This window comes from Pseudomonas sp. LBUM1655 (assembly GCF_059716085.1).
The window spans coordinates 5,021,386-5,039,954 of sequence record NZ_CP166801.1; the positions used below are offsets into that span (position 1 = coordinate 5,021,386).

11 protein-coding genes are annotated in these 18,569 nt (G+C 58.7%); 3 read left to right on the plus strand and 8 right to left on the minus strand.

Annotated elements, in window-relative coordinates; translation table 11 throughout:
- Positions 1-85 precede the first annotated feature (85 nt).
- The 7 genes from tadA to treP all read right to left on the minus strand — a co-directional run bounded on the left by tadA (position 86) and on the right by treP (position 9,419).
- Positions 86-586: a tRNA adenosine(34) deaminase TadA gene (gene tadA / locus ACA074_RS22405; RefSeq protein WP_497615296.1), complete on the minus strand. Its 501-nt coding sequence runs from the start codon at positions 584-586 to the stop codon at positions 86-88.
- Positions 586-1,962, minus strand: coding sequence for a multicopper oxidase family protein (locus ACA074_RS22410; RefSeq protein WP_187680609.1), 1,377 nt, complete (start codon positions 1,960-1,962; stop codon positions 586-588). The genes tadA and ACA074_RS22410 overlap by 1 nt, the downstream gene beginning before the upstream one ends.
- Before the next feature lie 108 nt (positions 1,963-2,070).
- A complete protein-coding gene (locus ACA074_RS22415; protein ID WP_497615297.1) occupies positions 2,071-2,370 on the minus strand; it encodes a PTS sugar transporter subunit IIB in 300 nt (99 codons plus the stop codon).
- Positions 2,371-2,372: 2 nt separating this feature from the next.
- Positions 2,373-4,910, minus strand: a complete 2,538-nt coding sequence (ptsP, locus tag ACA074_RS22420; protein WP_497677824.1) for a phosphoenolpyruvate--protein phosphotransferase — start codon at positions 4,908-4,910, stop codon at positions 2,373-2,375.
- A gap of 62 nt (positions 4,911-4,972) precedes the next feature.
- Positions 4,973-6,196: a maltoporin gene (locus ACA074_RS22425; protein ID WP_401266369.1), complete on the minus strand. Its 1,224-nt coding sequence runs from the start codon at positions 6,194-6,196 to the stop codon at positions 4,973-4,975.
- A 105-nt stretch (positions 6,197-6,301) separates the two neighbouring features.
- Positions 6,302-7,948, minus strand: coding sequence for an alpha,alpha-phosphotrehalase (gene treC, locus ACA074_RS22430; RefSeq protein ID WP_497677825.1), 1,647 nt, complete (start codon positions 7,946-7,948; stop codon positions 6,302-6,304).
- Between the two features lie 28 nt (positions 7,949-7,976).
- Complete coding sequence (gene treP / locus ACA074_RS22435; protein ID WP_401266363.1) at positions 7,977-9,419, minus strand: PTS system trehalose-specific EIIBC component; 1,443 nt, start codon at positions 9,417-9,419, stop codon at positions 7,977-7,979.
- Between the two features lie 236 nt (positions 9,420-9,655).
- Here treP and treR point away from each other — a divergent pair, with 236 nt between their 5' ends.
- The 3 genes from treR to ACA074_RS22450 all read left to right on the plus strand — a co-directional run bounded on the left by treR (position 9,656) and on the right by ACA074_RS22450 (position 16,848).
- Complete coding sequence (gene treR / locus ACA074_RS22440; RefSeq protein ID WP_489878783.1) at positions 9,656-10,360, plus strand: trehalose operon repressor; 705 nt, start codon at positions 9,656-9,658, stop codon at positions 10,358-10,360.
- Positions 10,361-10,461: 101 nt separating this feature from the next.
- Positions 10,462-13,557 carry a membrane-targeted effector domain-containing toxin gene (locus ACA074_RS22445; RefSeq protein WP_497677826.1) on the plus strand — a complete coding sequence of 1,032 codons (3,096 nt, stop codon included), beginning with the start codon at positions 10,462-10,464 and terminating at the stop codon, positions 13,555-13,557.
- Between the two features lie 186 nt (positions 13,558-13,743).
- Positions 13,744-16,848, plus strand: coding sequence for a membrane-targeted effector domain-containing toxin (locus tag ACA074_RS22450; protein ID WP_497677827.1), 3,105 nt, complete (start codon positions 13,744-13,746; stop codon positions 16,846-16,848).
- An 89-nt stretch (positions 16,849-16,937) separates the two neighbouring features.
- On the opposite strand, the gene guaA is transcribed toward ACA074_RS22450, so the two are convergent.
- Positions 16,938-18,515 carry a glutamine-hydrolyzing GMP synthase gene (guaA, locus tag ACA074_RS22455; protein WP_187680618.1) on the minus strand — a complete coding sequence of 526 codons (1,578 nt, stop codon included), beginning with the start codon at positions 18,513-18,515 and terminating at the stop codon, positions 16,938-16,940.
- Between the last annotated feature and the right edge of the window lie 54 nt (positions 18,516-18,569).

Sequence of the window (18,569 nt, forward strand, 5' to 3'; positions counted from 1 at the left end):
TTCAGGATCCGAGTTCAACTCGATATCCCGGTCGCCGCACCTCTGCCAATCACCTCGGTCAGTCCCCTCTCCCTCTGGGAGAGGGCTAGGGTGAGGGGCTTTTGGCTCGGCGGGCTCTGAAGAACTTAGTCAAAACCGCCCCACACTCCTCCGCCAGCACCCCGCCTTCATACAACACCCGATGATTCAAAAAGCCCTGGGTAAAAAACTGCCCCTGACTCTGCACAATCCCGGCCTTCGGCTCCAGTGCGCCGTATACCACCCGCGCCACCCGAGAATGCACGATCAACCCCGCGCACATGCTGCACGGTTCCAGCGTCACGTACAGCGTGCTGCCCGGCAGGCGATAGTTGTTCACGGCTTGAGCAGCGGCGCGGATCGCGACCATTTCTGCGTGGGCGCTGGGGTCGCTTCCGGTGATCGGGCAATTGAAACCGCGCCCGATAATTTCACCATCCTGCACCAGCACTGCGCCCACAGGCACTTCGCCGAGGGCTGCGCCTTGCGCGGCGAGGGCCAGGGCTTCGTGCATGAAATCGCGATCACGGCTGCGGTCGATGATCGCTGCGGGGCGAATCTGGCGCATCACTTCACCTCGATGGCGGCCATCAGGCCGGTTTCCATGTGGTCGATCACGTGGCAGTGGAACATCCATACCCCCGGGTTATCAGCCACCAGCGCCACTTGCGCGCGCTCGTTCTTGCCCAGCAGATAGGTGTCGGTGAAGTACGGAATGATCTTGTGCCGGTTCGACGCAATCACCTTGAAGCTCATGCCGTGCAAATGAATCGGGTGCTGATACTGCGTCATGTTCTTCAATTCGAAAATATAGCTCTGGCCCAGTTTCAGACTGGCAATCGGCCGATCGGCACAGGTCTTGTCGGTGATGTCCCAGGCCTTGCCGTTGATCTGCCACAGACTTGGCGGCTTGCCGTTGTCGACATTGACCGACACCGACCCGACCCATTCGAAATTGAAGTTGAGTTTCTCGGCATTCGCCAGATCCGGCTCGGCCACCGGATTGGCCGGCAAGGCTTTCGGCCATTCAGTCGGGGCGTCGGTGTTGGCCACCGAACGCAAGGTGCCCAGTCGAACCGGGCCGTTGCGCAGCGACAGTTCTTCGCCAGCCGCTGGCGCCTTGATCGCCAGGCAAATACGCATGCCCGGGCCAAGCCAGTATTCCTTGCCCAGCGGCCGTGGTTCGACCGGGTTGCCGTCCAGCGCATAGATCTTCGCTTCGACACCCGGGATGTTGATGCGATACGTCAGGGTGTTATCGAGGTTGAGCAGTCGCACTCGCGTGATCTGCCCTGCCGGTAATTCGATCACTGGCAACGGCACGCCGTTGATGGTCGACAGCCGCCCCGCCGTACCGCCACGCGCGGCCTCACGCGGGATGCTGAATTCGACGAATTTGCCTTCGTCGTCGATGTGCCAGTTTTTCAGGCTCAGGGTCTTTTCGTACTTGAAACCGGTCGGTTCGCGCTCTTCGATGATCAGCGGCCCGACCAACCCGCGACCGAGTTCTTCGCTGCTGCTGACATGCGGGTGATACCAGTAGCTGCCGGCGTCCGGCACACGGAATTTGTAGTCGAAGTATTCGCCCGGCAGCACCGGCAACTGCGACACGTAAGGCACGCCGTCCATTTCCAGCGGCAGGCGAATGCCATGCCAGTGAATGGTGGTCGCCACCGGCAGGTGATTGATGAAGCGCACTCGCAGCCATTCACCCTGACGCACGCGCAACTCGGTGCCCGGCGCCGACGGGCCGAACGCCCAGGCTTCGGTCTTGTGCCCCGGCACCAGTTCGACGTCCAGTGGCGCGGCGATCAGCTCATAGTCGTGACCAGCCTCAGCGTCAGCCATTTTGCCCAGCCAGTAACGCGACGCGCCCCCCGCTCCCACGCCAACGACAACAAGACCGGCCAGGCCACCGAGGATTTGGCGACGGGTAAAGGACATGAACTCAACTACCTCACGTATCAGCGACGGACCCTGAAGGCCCGTAAAAGGCGAATACGATACACCTGCAATTGCGAAACAGTAAGGGCGACCTGAGGCCGCACATCGTCAATCGGCTTGAGGTCGCAGGCCGGTAATCAGGTGCACCACACCGCCCTCCAACGGCATGACGCCGGCGACACCGGCATCGCTCAACGCCTGGCGATCCATGCGCGAGACATCGCGCAACGTCACTCGCACTCGGGTCAACGCCGCCGGTTGTTGCGATTCGAGGTTATCCACTCCCCCCAGCGCCACCACGATCTGCGCACTCAGCCCCTCGACAGGTACGGCCTGCACTTTCGGCTCGTCCACTACCAGATCCGGGGTCAGCGCTTTCCAGAAGGCTTTCTGCAATTTATCGAACATGTTCAGTTCTCCAGAACCCGTAGAGTATCGACCGTCGCCTCGTGATACAGGCGCAGCGCCTCGCGCACTTCTTCAGCGCTTTCCAGTCCCTGCACCTGCTCGGCGATGGCTTTGCAGTCGAGCAGATGCACCTCGCGCACTGCGGCTTTGATCGCCGGTATTTGCGGCACGCTGACCGACAGCTCATCTACGCCTAACCCGAGCAACAACGGCACGGCCAGACGTTCGGAGGCCATCGCCCCACACACACCGACCCATTTGCCGTAGGCATGCGCGGCTTTCACGGTCATGGCGATCAGGCGCAATACCGAGGGATGAAAGCTGTCGGCCTGACTGGCCAGACGCGGATGATCGCGATCCATGGCCAAGGTGTATTGGGTGAGATCGTTGGTGCCGATCGAAAAGAAATCCACGTGCGGCGCAAACAGATCGGCCATCAATGCCGCCGCCGGCACTTCGATCATGATCCCCAGTTTGGGCAGCTCGACCAGGCCGAGCGCCAGCGCTTCCTGCTCCAGCATCTGCCGAGCCTGATGCAGCTCCGAGAGCTGCGTGACCATCGGCAACATGATGTGCAGGCGGGTCAGACCGACACTGCCAAGGATTGCCCGGAACTGTTCGCGCAACAGCTGCGGGCGCTCCAGACACAGGCGGATCCCGCGCAACCCGAGAAATGGATTGGTTTCGCTGTCCATTGGCACGTAGGTCAGAGGTTTGTCACCGCCGACATCCAGTGTGCGCACCACCAGATTGTGCGACGGCCCCACGGCCCGGGCGATGGCGCTGTAGGTCGACGCTTGTTCGTCGCCAGTCGGTGCGTGGTTGCGATCCAGATAAAGAAACTCCGAGCGTAAAAGCCCCACGCCCGCACCACCCAGGCCCATCGCTTGTTCAGTCTCGCTCAGCGAAGCGACGTTGGCGGTCACTTCGATGTGATGTCCGTCGCGGGTACAGGCCGCCAGTGTTGCCTGCGCGTGTTCGTGCTGACGGCGCTGGTGTTGTTGCTCGTGCCTGGCCTGCCATTGATTGATCGCCACGGCGTCCGGATGCACCTGTAACTCGCCCTTGTCGGCATCGAGCAACACCTGTGAGCCGTTGGCCAACGCCAGCATCTGCACGGGCATCCCGCAAATTGCCGGTAAACCACAGGCCCGCGCCAGAATCGCCACGTGACTGGTTGCACCACCGCCGACCGTGGCGAATCCCAGCACTTTGCTCGTATCGAGCCCGGCCGTCTGTGACGGTGTCAGTTGATCGGCAATCAGAATGGTCCCGGCCGGCAGCTCCAGCGCATGCTCGCGAATCCCGAGGATCAGTTTCAGTACGCGCTGGCCGACGTCAGCCAGATCCGCCGCCCTTTCGGCCAGCAACGCACTGCCCAGTTGCTGGAAAAGTGTCGCTGTTGTCTCGGTGGCGGCGCGCCAGGCAAACGCGGCGCTTTTGCCCTCGGCAATCAACGCCTGGGCCTGATCGAGCAGGCTCGGATCTTCGAGCAGCTCCTGATGCGCCTTGAAGATCTCGGCCTTGGCCTCGCCGGTGGCGGTATCGCGCAAATGCTGCAAGGCCATATCCGCCTCGATCAGAGCATTGGCCAAAGCCTCCTGTTCGATAGCCGGGCCGGCCCCAAATTCGCTCACGTCGAGCGTCGACTCGGTGACCTGCATCACTCGTCCCAACGCCGAACCCGGTGAAGCGCAGACCCCCAGCAGAACACCCGGACTCTCAGGCTCGATGGTCTCGACTTGAACCTCCGCCGGCAGCGCGGTCACCGCCTCACCACAACCCTCGGCCAGCAACCGGGAGAGCGCACTGATAGCAGCCTCAGCATCTTCGCCCACTGCACTGACCCGCACGCTGTCACCCAAAGCGGTCTGCAGCGCCATGATCGCCACCAGAGATTTGGCGTTGGCTTCGGCCTGTTGTTTGTGCAAAAGGATTTTTGCTGCAAAACCCTTTGCCGCCTGGGCGAAAACCGCTGCCGGACGCGCATGCAGGCCATTGGGATTGGGCAATTTCAAAAACCGGGAGAAAAACGCTTCGCCTTGTGGCGTCGCAGGCTCCTCGGCGGTGGTTTCTGCACTGGCGAGGCTCAGCAATGGCTGGCCGGTTTCGACCAGACCGGTTGGCGCGGTCAGCCAGGTGAAAGGCTCGCCGCTGACCACCAGCATCAGCGTCATCAAACTGCGGGCATGCAAAGCAATGTAGTCGGCATCGAATTCGATCAGTGCCTGACCGAATTCCACCCGCTGACCTTCTTCAACCAATCGGGTGAATCCCTGACCGGCGAGGTTCACCGTATCAAGACCGATGTGCAGCAACACCTGAACGCCGTGGTCATCGGTGATGCTCACGGCATGCCCGCTGGCCTGCACGTTGCTGATCACCCCGGCCAGCGGCGCGCACAGCGTTGACGAAGTCGGGTCTATGCACAGACCGTCGCCGATCACGCGGCTGGAAAACACCTGATCGGGTACTTGATCCAGCGGTATCAGCACGCCAGCCAAAGGCGCCAGCAGTTGCAAGGGTTGAGATGTGGCCATGACGTCACCTGCGGTTTTATTCTTTGAAGTGCCCATGGAGCGCAACGCCCCACCAGCATCGCTTATTTCCACCAGTATTCGACCTGCAATCCGACGTTCGCCCCGTGGCGTGCGGTGCCAAAGGCGCCGGTGTCCGATAGCGCCGAGCCTTTGGCCAGTTCGTTGGCCGCCCGTTTGGCCGCCTCGTTCCAGGTGGCATAGGTGTAATACAGACGCACCTCGGGGCGCGCCCAGAATTCAGGGCCTTTGGGAGACCACGTCGGGGCAATCGTAAACTTGCTCAGTTTGCGCGTACCGCCAGGGGCTTCGACTTGATCATGACCCAGCTCGGTCACCAGTTTGAATTGTTCGGTGAGCGCATAGGCCGGGCGAACGCCCAGTGACATCCAGTTCTGATCAGCACCGTCCGGGCGAATGTCCTTCTGATACACCGCTTCGAATTGTCCGCCAAAGCGCGGCGTCACCTGCCAGTCAAAAAACTCCACGACCCGATAACTTTTGTTGCTGTCGTCCAGTTTGACGTTGCCGGTATAGCCGAGTCCGGTACCCGGCCCCTCACCGTATTGCAGGGCCAGTTTGTTCTTGCCGCCGAGAAAATCCTTCTGCACATGCTGGGTGGTGATCGCCCAGCCACGGTGGGCATCGCGGCTGTCGGGTTTGTCGATGTAGCTCAAGCCGAACTCAAGCTCACCGCCCGGGTTGGTATTGAAACCGGCCACGTTGAAGTCGTGACGGTTGATGTAGTCCTTCTGGTACAGGTTGTCCTTGCGCGAAAAGGCGTAGCTGTATTTCAGGTCGCCGATCAGCACGTCCTCGACACCGCCGCCCGTGGCGCTCTGGTTCCAGTAGTAGAAGTCGGAAATGTGGATGTCATTACGCTTGTAGTAGCGGCGCCCGGCCCACAGCGAACCGCCATTGAGCGCGGGCATGTTCGACCATTGTGCGTAGGCCTGTGGCAGGCGGATCGAGCCGTTATCCTCGTTGAACGTGGGGCTGCGGTTGTAGCGGTTGTACAGCGAGGCCATGCCATCGACGCTGAGCACCGAGCCGTCGTCGAGGGTGTACAAATCCTGGCGCAGCTCAAGCTCGCCGTACTGTTCGCATTCGTTGCCCAAACGGTATTTGGTCTGCGCCCCCGGTAACTGGAAACACGATTGGCCACCGCCCTTGGTCGAGTTGCCGACACCGCTGCGCAAGTAACCACCGAACTCCAGCGCTTGTGAAGTCTGTGGTAACGCAAGGCAAATACCTGCAACTGCAAGGCTGCGATTTATTGTTGTTTTCATAAGCCACCCCATTATTTTTATTGTGTGTTTGCATGAATTCGGCGCGCAAAACTCCCCCGCGCAGGGCTCTGCGTGTTTTTTAAACGTCGGCTTTTTAGTTAGGTATCAGTGATCGATCAGGTGCAGGACGAACGATTCGTAAGGTCGCAACGTCAACTGTCGCTTGCGCCGCGGGCAGTCCGGGTAGTTGCTGATCAGCAACCGCTGGCTCTGCGTCTCGTCGATCACGGGCGGCAATTCGATCTCACACGGCGTGCCATAGAAGTTGTTCACCACCAGCAGGCGCTCGCCCCTTCCTTCGCGAAGGTAAGCCCAGACTTGCTTGTGCTCGGGCAACAACTGTCGATAGACACCGTCGGAAATCAACGTTTCCGTGCGCCGTAACGCGATCAATCGGCGGTAGTGATGCAGCACCGATTGCGGGTCGTCGAGCTGGTTGGCAACGTTGATCTGCGCAACATTGGCCGGCACTCCGATCCACGGCTCGCCACGACTGAAACCGCCATTTGGTTCAGCGTTCCAGTGCATCGGCGTACGCCCGTTGTCCCGGGACTTCTGCATGATCGCCGCCATGTTGTCGGCGTCGCTGCTACCGGCGTCGCGCTTGAGCCGGAAGATGTTAAGCGTTTCGACATCACGGTACTGATCGATATGCTCGAACCCTGGGTTGGTCATCCCCAGCTCTTCGCCCTGATACACGAACGGCGTGCCCTGCAGGAAGTGCAGCGCGGTGCCGAGCATCTTTGCCGAGATCTCCCGATACTCGCCGTCGTCACCGAAGCGTGAGACCACCCGTGGCTGATCGTGGTTACACCAGAACAACGCATTCCAGCCACTACCGGCCTGCATGCCGGTCTGCCAGTCGGACAGAATCTGCTTGAGTTGCAGAAAATCGAAATCGGCACGAACCCACTTTTGCAGGTTCGGATAATCAACTTTCAAATGATGGAAATTGAACGTCATCGACAACTCTTTCGATTGCGGATTCGAATAACGAATGCAGTGTTCGAGGCGGGTCGATGACATCTCGCCGACGTTGATCAGGTCGTGCCCTTCGAAGACTTCGCGGTGCATCTGCTGCAAGTATTCATGGACGTTCGGCCCGTCAGTGTAAAAGCGTCGACCGTCGCTGTCGTCTTCGGGAAAATCCGCAGGCTTGGAGATCAGATTGATGACATCCAGACGGAAACCACCCACCCCCTTGTCCCGCCAGAAACGCATCATCTTGAAGACTTCGGCGGGCACCTTGGGGTTGTCCCAATTCAGGTCGGCCTGGGTGTGATCGAACAGGTGCAGGAAGTATTGGCCGGTCTGGGCCTCGTACTCCCAGGCAGAGCCGCCGAACTTGGATTCCCAGTTGTTCGGCTGATCGCGCCAGATATAGAAGTCGCGGTAGGGATTGTCGAGGCTGCTGCGCGCCTGCTGGAACCAGACGTGCTCGATCGAGGTGTGGTTGACCACGATATCGAGCATCAACTTGATCCCGCGCTTGCCGGCTTCGGCGATCAGCAACTCACAGTCGGCCATGCTGCCGTAACTCGGGTCGATCGCGTAGTAATCGCTGATGTCGTAACCGTTGTCACGTTGCGGCGAGCGCAGGAACGGCGTGATCCACAAGTACTCGACACCCAGCCATTGCAGATAATCGAGCTTGGCCACAACACCGAGCAAATCCCCTGTCGGGTTGCCGGCGTGGCTGTGAAAACTCTTCGGGTAGATCTGGTAGATCACCGAACGTTGCCAGTCTTGCATGGCAGGACTCCTTCAATAAGTGGACGCGTCAGGCAACCCGATATCCAGGCCGGACAATCTTCATGCTCAGTGCACAGGTCAGAACGAATGGCACCACCATGGCGATGACCATCCCGAACACAAACATCGGGATGAACTGCGGGATGATCGAGATGAAACCGGGCAGGCCACCGACACCGATGGCCGAGGCCTGAACCTTGTTCAGTGACAGGAAGATGCAGCCCAGCGCCGAACCGGTCAGCGCGGCATAGAACGGAAACTTGTAGCGCAGATTGACGCCGAACATGGCCGGCTCAGTGATGCCGAAATACGCGGAAATGGCCGAGGTCGAAGCCATGCTTTTATCCCGCGCATTGCGCGTCATATAGAACACCGCTAACGCAGCACTGCCCTGCGCGAGGTTGGACATGACGATCATCGGCCAGATAAAGGTGCCGCCCTGGGTCGAGATCAACTGCAGATCGACCGCCAGGAACATGTGGTGCATGCCGGTGATGACCAGTGGCGCATACAGCAGGCCGAAAATCGCCCCGCCGACCATCGGAGCCAGATCAAACAACATGACCACACCTTCGGTGATGTAGATGCCGATGTGGCGGGTTACCGGGCCGATCACCGCCAGCGCCAGCACACCGGTGACCACGATGGTGGTGATCGGCACCACCAGCAGTTGCACCGCGTTCGGCACCCGTGCCCGCAGCCATTTTTCAATGACGCTCATGACATACGCCGCCAGCAGAATCGGCAGAATCTGCCCTTGGTAACCGACCTTCTCGATCTGGAACAGCCCGAGGATGTCGAAGTACGGCATCTGCTGGCCGTCCAGCCCGGCCACGGCCTTGCCGTAGTTCCAGGCATTGAGAAGATCCGGGTGAACCAGCATCAGGCCGAGCACGATGCCAAGGATTTCACTGCCACCAAAACGCTTGGCTGCCGACCAGCCCACCAGCGCCGGCAGAAATACGAAAGAGGTGTTGGCCATCAGGTTGATCAGGCTCCAGAGCCCGTCGAGTTTCGGGTAGGCATCCAGCAGGGTCTGCCCGTCGATGAACATGCCCTTCGCGCCGATCAGGTTGTTGATACCCATCAGCAGGCCGGCAATGATCAGCGCGGGAAGGATCGGCATGAACACATCGGAAAACACCCGCACCAGACGCTGCATGGCGTTGATCTTCTCGGCGCTTTTCTGTTTGACGTCGGCGATGGTCGATGCGGCGAGACCGGTCTGGCGGCGCAATTCGGCGTAGACCTTTTCTACTTCGCCCGGACCGATCACCACTTGATACAGGCCACCCGTGAAGAACGAGCCTTTGACCAGATCGATCTGGTTGAGCGTGGCGCTGTCGACCAGACCGGGATTCTTCAGGGCCAGTCGCAACCGCGTGACGCAATGCGCGGCCTGCTCGAGGTTGTCGCTGCCGCCAAGGCTTTGCAGCAGTTCCCTGGCGATGTTCGGATAGTCGTGGCTCATGCTAGTTCTTCCGCTGTGGATTGTTGTTATTGGCAGCACGCCGAAGCGAAAAGTACTCGTCTGTACGAGTTAATGCAACAACTCGTACAGACGAGTTTGTTTTTGTATGTTTTTGCCGGACCAGCGGAGAAATTTCCTACCGTGCCCTTAGTCGATTTCCAATCCCTACATGGACAAAGCCCTACCCTGCCCTTAAGGTTCGAAGCTTTGAGCACAGCCGGCATCGAGCCCCTTCCATGAGTAAATACAACCAGATCTATAGCGATCTGCTGGCCAGCATTACGACCGAACGCCTGGAGCGCGGCGCCCGCCTGCCGTCGGAAACCGAATTGATGGACAGCTATCAGGCCAGCCGCGGCACCGTACGCAAGGCCATCGAACTGCTTCAGGAGCGCGGTTTCGCCCAGAAAGTCCATGGCAAAGGCACGTTCGTCCTGTCGACCAATCCGATCGAGTTTCAACTCGGTGGCATTGTCAGTTTCCAGGAAACCTATCCGCGGCTGGGCAACGACGTCAGCACTGAAGTCGTCGAGTTGTCGCAGATTCCGCTCGAAGGCCCCCTTCTCGAGCACATCAAGGCCGAGCCCGGCTGCCTGATAACCCGGGTCAAACGCGTGCGGCGGATCGACGGCAAACGGGTCATTCTCGACATCAACCACTTTGTCAGCGAAGTCATTCCCGGCCTGTCACTCGATATCGCCGAGCAATCGATCTACGCCTATATCGAACAGACCCTGCAGCTGCAGATCGCTTACGCCCAACGGACCATCGAAGCGCAGCCACGCAGCAAGGATGACCAGTCACATCTGGATCTTGACGGGCAGAGCCACGTGATCGTGGTCAGCAACCAGACGTTCCTTCAGGACGGACGGCAGTTCGAGTACACCGAATCCCGGCACACCCTGGACAAGTTCTACTTCTCCGACGTGGCTCGCCGCTGACCGCAGCACGTTTGCCTCGGTAATGTGCGGTATCTATGTAGCGCACTCCACTTGAGCGAATCGGCCATGCTCGGCCTTCATTTCTCAAGGATGGAGAAAGCATGAATTCGCCTGAACAGCGTCCTCTGCCGAATGCGGCAGACAAAGCGTCCCTCAAAACCATCGCTGCGGCTGTCGTACAAATGTGCCCCAGCCTTCACGACGAGGCACATCAAGTCGCTCGCCAGTTGCTGGAACGTAAGGGCCTGACGAGGTTCGATCCGGACCGGGTTTATTTCCATCGATTCAGATCGGCACAAAGCAGTACCAAGGCGTTTACCGGTTGGGAGCACATCCGCGAAAAGCCCTACGAATCGATGACTCTCACGCAACTGGTGATTCATCGCTTTCGTGCCACCGACCAGGACAACGCCGACCTGCTGGACCTCTACGCCGGTTTCTACACGGACGGCCCCGAGACCGAAAATTTCGACCAGAACAATGAATGTCACCTGCACGGCAACGAGGTGCTCAACGCCTTCTGGGGCATCGACTTCAGCACGCGATACAACGACAAGCTGACGACTTTCTGGAACACACACGCCGATAATTTTCGTACGTTGGCCAAGTGCAATTTCCTCAGCCGGGCGGTGCAGGCACTGGAACTCAAGCAACTGACCGCCAGCGATTACCTATGGATCGTCGGCGCAGTCATCGGGCCTGTCACCTGGCCGGTGACCCTGTCCATGCTGCAATCGAGTCACTCTGTAACCGGTGATGTGCGCGCGCTCGATATCGCTGGGCATGCCTCCACCAACCTCCTGTGCTTCATCTCCCCCACGGGTCGGCAAATCGTCTATCTGCCGGGTGAAGCGCAATCATTTGTCGTGAACGAAACGTTGGCGGATATGCACTGGTGGGTGCTTGAGCAGATGAACGAGGAGATCCGCCGCGAGTCCTTGCTCAATCACTATTCACTTGCCGAAAGCCAGCAGGTGAGGGAGAACATCACCGATATGATGAATCGGCTGGTGAGCACCTGGGGCCGCTCCGACCATCATCTGATCAATCAGAGCAAACTCGAGATCACTGGCGACGCGTTCAGTTGGTTGTGTGACTCAACCCGCCGCTCAATGTTTGCCGAAGCCAGCCTCAGCCTGACGTCCAATGCTGATCTGCGCAAAAAACTGTGGATCGGTTACTTGAGCGCAGGCCTCAAAGTGCTTGGCCCGATGGCCGCCGTCGGCTGGCCAGTCGCGCTGCCAGTGATAGGCGCCAGCATCGCCAACATGGGGCTGAACATCGACCAGGCAGTCAACGCCAAAACCGCTGGGGAGCGTAAGGCCGGCGTGGTTGGCGCCGTGCTGAGCGGCATTGATGCGCTGTTCAACGTGCCCTTTCTCAAAGGTACCGGCTCGATGCTGGAGGCTGGTGGTGCGGTGGACGCGGCCGAAGCGACAGAGATGGCGGAGCTCAACGAGTCTGCCGCGGCATTGGAGCCAGGGGATTCGCTCGCTGATGAGGCGCCGGCAAGGGTTGCCGGTGAGCCCGAAGTGATCACCCCGGCTATTGAGCCCCCACGGTTGCCCCCGGCTGACAGCGCCGCACCACCACCCATTCCAGACAAATACATGTGCAACGAATTGCTCGACGGGCTGGACGTGCAAAGTGATCCCGGACAGTTTCAGGGTATCTTTCGACTTGATACCGACCCGCCTTTCGCCATCCTGATGAATGACAATCCGTACTACGTGCGTTATTTCGGCGAACCAGGCGACGGCGGTTTTTGGGCTATCGTCGATCCAGAGCGTCCCAATCAGTTTATTCATTCATTGCCGGTGCGGCTGAATGCCGAAGGTGCCTGGGAGCGGATGCAAGCGCTGCGTCTATCAGGCGGCGGTCAATGCGTGGGAAAACCGTGCGCCCCCGATATCGCCCTCGATACCTATGAACCGCCAGCGCCCGAAGCGGCGATTCAATCGGAGGTCGAATCACCTTATACGGTATTACGCCCAGTGCGCATCGTGACCTCTGCCTACGATATCGAGCCGACGGTGCGTCGTTCGATCAAAGGCTGGGCCTTGAACCTGAACGAAACCCACGCCCAACTGGAGCCAAATGCCGACGGCGCTTTCGGCATGTCCGACCCCTTTGAGCTGTATGCAGTCAGCAAGCGCAAATTGCTGCATGCCGCCGCAAGAAAATTCTTCAGCAACCTTCCGTGGATCACCCCTCCTTCCCGTCCGCCACTGCCAGAAATCAGGGCGCAGATGGAAATTTCCGAGCTCTTGGATCGCATCTTTGAATCAGCCTCCGGACTGGTGGTGGGTGAGACCCTGGATCGCATTGCCAGCATGCGCTTCATGATCGAGAACATGCCGGCACTGGCCAGACACGCAAAAACCCTCTACATGCGCGGGGTACTGAGTGACTTCGCTCAAGTGGAGCTGAACCGCTACTTCACGACTGGGACCCTGTCGGCAGATCTGCAAACCTACCTGACCAGCCTGGGCACCGATCCGGCGGGGCGCTTCAATGCATTGGAGCTGGTCAAGGTGGCCAGGGAAAATGGTGTTCGAATCCAGGGCATCGATTGCGCCGCGAGCTACAAAATGAAGACGCCCCTCTCGCTCTATGACGAGCAAATGATCGGCACCTACCTGGCGAGCGACATCATGACGGGCGACACCTACCTCAACAGCCCGAAAAAGTGGATCGTGCTGATCGGTGCACAAAACACCAACACGCTCAGAGGCCTTGCCGGTATCAGCGAAATAAAGGGCGGCATCGGTGTGCGGATCGAGGAAGTTGGAGTGGGCACGATCATGGATATCGACGTTGATCCGGGTATCGAAGTGCGTCGAGGTTCGTTTCCAAACGGTGCTGCCGCACAGGGCAATCATGATGTTCTTCGTGCTGATTTTCGCGTGCGAATGCCAGCCGAACCAATGAACTGGACGGAGGATGCGTTAGAAAACTTATTGCACAGACGTGGCATGTTCATCATCAACAAAATCGCAGACACCTACACCGTGGTGCACCGCAGCAAGCAGGGCATACTCGTGCGAACGCGCGTGGTTCTACTGGCGGACGGAGGCGTTTCTTTGCACCGCCCGTCATGGCCACAAGTGAACGATGTCCGGTTCGCCAGCATCGAGGCCATGTCTAATCGATTGATCGAAATGGGCCTGACCTTACAAAGCCGCCTCCCGGATTAACGGCCGAGCCAGAACGAAAAGCCCCTGTCGTGTGCCAGGGGGGGGTCAGTCACGCAATATGCACATCGAAGTGCAGCGGGATCATTCCACCCCTCGGCCTTGCGATAAGCAATACATATGTAATGCATCCCCCCTGAGCAGATCGATCATGCTCGATCTTCGTTTTCCCCAAGGATGGAGAAGTGCATGAACGCCCCCGAACGCCGCCTGTTGCCGAACGCAGCAGACAAGGCCAGCCTAAAGGCAATCGCTACAACACTCGTACACACATGTCCCAGCCTGTTGGAGGCGGCCCGTGAGATCGCCCTTCAACTGCTGATCGACAAAGGACTGTCGGACATCGATCCGGACCTTATCTATTTCCACAGATTCAGGGCAGCGCAGAGCAGCAATCTGACGTTTACCGGTTGGGAACACCTGCTGGAAAAGCCTTATGAATCGTTGACCCTCACACAACTGGTGATCCATCGCTTTCGCGCCACCGATCAGGACAATGCCGATCTGCTGGGCCTGTACTGCGGCTTCTACTCGGACGGGCCGCAAGCTGAAAACTTCAATCAGAATAATGAAGTGCGGCTGCTGGGTAGCGATGTTCTGAATGCATTCTGGAACATCGATTTCAGCACGCTTTACACCCATCAGCTGACCACTTTCTGGCAGTCCTCGTGGAACGATTTCCGGACGCTGGCCAAGTGCAACTTCCTCAGCCTGGCGGTACAAGCGCTGCAAAAAGGTCAACTTGACGGCACTGATTTTCAGCGCGTAATCAACTCGGTGACAGGGCCCATTACCTGGCCCGTCACCCTTCAAATGCTACAAGCCAAGTACCCGGTGAGTGGTGATGTGCGCGTGTTGGATCTCGATGGTCATGTCGCCACCCAAGTGCTGCGTCTGGTTGAGGACAATGGCCGGCAAACCCTCTACCTACCCGGCGAAGCTCAACCCTTTCGGTTGATGGAAGATGAAGCGGATCTGCACTGGTGGATGCTTGAACAGATGAACACCGAGGATAAGCGCAAGGTTTTCATGAACCGCTTTTCGCTGACTGACCGCAATCAGATGAGCGAAAAACTGAATGATCTGATGACCCGTCTGGTGAGCAGTTGGGGACACAGCGATCACCGGATGATCAACCACAGCAACGTCGCGATCAGCGGTGACGCATTCACCTGGTTAAGCGATTCGACTCGTAGCGCCATGTTGGCCGAGGCAAATCTGGCATTGACCTCCAACAATGATCTGCGCAAAAAACTCTGGATAGGGTACTTGAGCGCGGGTCTGAAAGTATTCGGCCCAATGGCAACCGTAGGCTGGCCGCTGGCATTGCCGGTGATTGGCGCCGGCATCGCCAATATGGGGCTGAACATCGATCTTGCAGTCAAGGGCAGGACAGCTGCCGAGCGCAAGACCGGCACCCTTGGCGCGGTGCTTAATGGCATCGAAGTGGTGTTCAACGTCCCGTTCCTGATCGGCACCGGCGCACAGCTGGAGGTGGGCCCGCAGGTTGAATTTGCCGAAGCTGAGGAAATGGCCGGGCTGATCGAGTTCACCTCGGCGAACGAGCCCTTCCTGCCACCGCGGGATCAGGCGTCGTTGGTGATCGCTGACGAAGAGGCAGACGAGATGGCAAACGAAATTCCCGTCGAGGTCACACCCACCGCGCCCCTGCCGCAACGCCCGTCTGCGCCGAAAGTGCCTGTCCGGTATCAGTGCAACGAGTTGCTTGATCGCTATTATGCAGAAACCGAGCCAGGAAAGTTTCAAGGCATCTACCGCCTCGATAACGCCCACCCCTATGCGATCGATATCGATGGCAGCGCGTACTACGTGCGCTACTTCGACGCCTCCGAGAGCAGTGGCAACTGGGCCATCATCGATCCTCAACACCCCAACCAGTTCGCTTATTCGTTGCCGGTTCGCTTCAATGCTGCCGGCAAGTGGGAGCGCATGCCTGCGCTGCGTCTCAGAGGGGGCGGTCAGTGCATTGGCAAGGGATGCACGCCGAAGACTCAAGGGACCTCGTTTACCTCTACATCAACGTCATCGCCGGATCTGCCACTGGTCGAACCGGTGCCACCGGCTGCCCGCCCACTGCGCCTGGTTACCACCCTCGCCGATACTGGAAGCCTGGACAAGGTCAGGCTGAGAAAGTGGGCGATGAACCTCCCTGATGATTCCGCTGATGTGGCGAGCACGGCCAGACATCCATCTTTCAATGATCAGGTTGCGCTGCATTTCAGCCAAAAACGCACACAACTGCTGAACCAGGCCAAAGAGTATTACTCTGAGCTGGATTGGACCAACCTGCCTGCACGTCCGGCACTGCCCGAAGTCAGTCACTCGATGTCGACCGATGAACTCATTGATCGCCTCTTTGAAAAAACGGTTGGCCTGGCAGTGGGAGAAACCCTTGATCGCATCACCAGCATGCGTTTCATGATCGAAAACATGCCCGCGCTTGCACGACACGCCACGACGCTCTACGTGGGTGAGTTGCTGAATGATTTTGCCCAGGTTGATCTGAACAGTTTCTACACCACAGGACAGATGTCCGAGGATCTGCGGATTTACCTGACCAGCCTCGGAACCGATCCGAACGAGGTGTACAACATCCTGGAACTGGTGAAGACCGCCCAGGCCAATGGCGTGCGCGTCCAAGGCCTTGGGTGCGCGGCGAGTAGCAAAATCAGGGTGCCGCTCACGTCGATTGAAGAGCAAATGATGCGCGCGCATCTGATGTCCCGGATCATGTGGGGCGACGCACTCCTCAATCGACCGGGTAAATGGATTGCCCTGATCGATGCACAGAACACCAATAATTTCAGAGGCCTGCCAGGAATCAGCGAACTTAAAGGCGGCATCGGCTTACGCATTGAAGAAGCCTTTGCCTCGGAAAATCCAGGCGTCAGCATCGACCCGGGACTCAAGGTAGCTCGCGGCCCTTTTGACAATGGTGCATCGACCCGCGACTCGTTCGACTACCTCTACGCTGACCTGCGCCTGCAAATCGACGCGCCTGCGGTGATATGGACTGAGGAAAAGCTGGGTCGCCTGCTGCATCGCAATGGCGCTTACCTGTTTGAAAAGTCGCAAAACGATTACATGCTCGTGCGCCGTAACAGCACAGGCAACATTGTTCGAATACCGGTGAATCGGACACTGGACGGCCAGGCTTACATCTGGCTTCAGTCCATGCCGCGAATCAGTGGGATATTGTTTCCGGATATCGCGGCTTTATCGCAGCGCCTGATAGAAGTCGGCATGAAACTTCAGAGTCGCCTACCCGCCTGAAAGGATTTCAAAGGCGCTTGAAACGAAAAACCCCTGGCCTGGGCCAGGGGTTTTCAGTCACTCAATGCAGGCATCGACGTGCAGCGGGATCACTCCCACTCAATCGTCGCCGGCGGCTTGCTCGACACGTCGTAAGTGACGCGGGAGATGCCTTCGATTTCATTGATGATGCGGCCGGAAACGGTTTCCAGCAGTTCGTAAGGCAGGTGAGCCCAACGCGCAGTCATGAAGTCGATGGTTTCCACGGCACGCAGGGCCACGACCCAGGCGTAACGACGGCCATCACCTACAACACCTACCGATTTCACTGGCTGGAACACCACGAAGGCCTGGCTGACTTTGTGGTACCAGTCGGCTTTACGCAGTTCTTCGATGAAGATGTGGTCGGCGCGACGCAGCAGGTCGGCGTATTCCTTCTTCACTTCACCGAGGATGCGCACGCCCAGGCCCGGACCCGGGAACGGGTGACGGTAGACCATGTCGTACGGCAGGCCCAGTTCCAGACCCAAACGACGGACTTCGTCCTTGAACAGTTCGCGCAGTGGCTCGACCAGTTTCAGGTTCATCTCTTCCGGCAGGCCGCCCACGTTGTGGTGCGACTTGATCACATGAGCCTTGCCGCTTTTCGCGCCAGCCGACTCGATCACGTCCGGGTAGATGGTGCCCTGAGCGAGGTACTTGATGTTGTCCAGTTTGTTCGACTGGGCATCGAATACGTCGATGAAGGTGCGACCGATGATCTTGCGCTTCTTCTCTGGGTCGGCTTCGCCAGCCAGATTGTTCAGGAACTGCTCTTCGGCGTTGGCGCGGATCACTTTGACGCCCATGTTCTCGGCGAACATGGCCATCACTTGCTCGCCTTCGTGCAGACGCAGCAGACCGTTGTCGACGAAGACGCAGGTCAGTTGATCGCCGATGGCTTTGTGCAGCAGCGCGGCAACCACCGAGGAGTCAACGCCGCCGGACAGACCCAGCAGCACGTTGTCGGTGCCGACTTGTGCGCGGATGTTGGCGATGGCGTCTTCAGCGATCTTCGACGGGGTCCACAGGGCTTCACAGCCACAGATGTCGAGAACGAAGCGCGACAGGATCCGACCGCCCTGCTTGGTGTGGGTCACTTCCGGGTGGAACTGCACGCCGTAGTACGCGCGATCGTCGTTGAACATGCCGGCGATCGGGCAGCTCGGGGTGCTGGCGAGGATGTGGAAGTCTTGCGGCATCTTGGTGACTTTGTCACCGTGGCTCATCCACACGTCGAGGCCGAACAGGCCGTCGGCGTCGATATGGTCTTCGATGCCGTCGAGCAGACGGCTCTTGCCGACCACGTCAACGCGGGCGTAACCGAACTCACGCAGTTCGGAACCTTCAACCTTGCCGCCCAGTTGCTCGGCCATGGTCTGCATGCCGTAGCAGATACCGAAGACCGGCACACCCAGGTCAAACACGGCCTGCGGGCAGCGCGGGCTGTTGGCTTCGTGCACGGACTCGGGGCCGCCGGCGAGGATGACGCCTTTAGGAGCGAATTCGCGGATCGCATCTTCGTCCATGTCGAACGGGTGCAGTTCGCAGTACACACCGATCTCGCGCACGCGGCGGGCGATCAGTTGGGTGTACTGGGAACCGAAGTCGAGGATCAGGATGCGGTGAGCGTGAATATCGAGGGCCATGATTCAGTCTCGTCTAAGTCATTCAGAAACAGTCGTGATTCAGAAACAACTCGG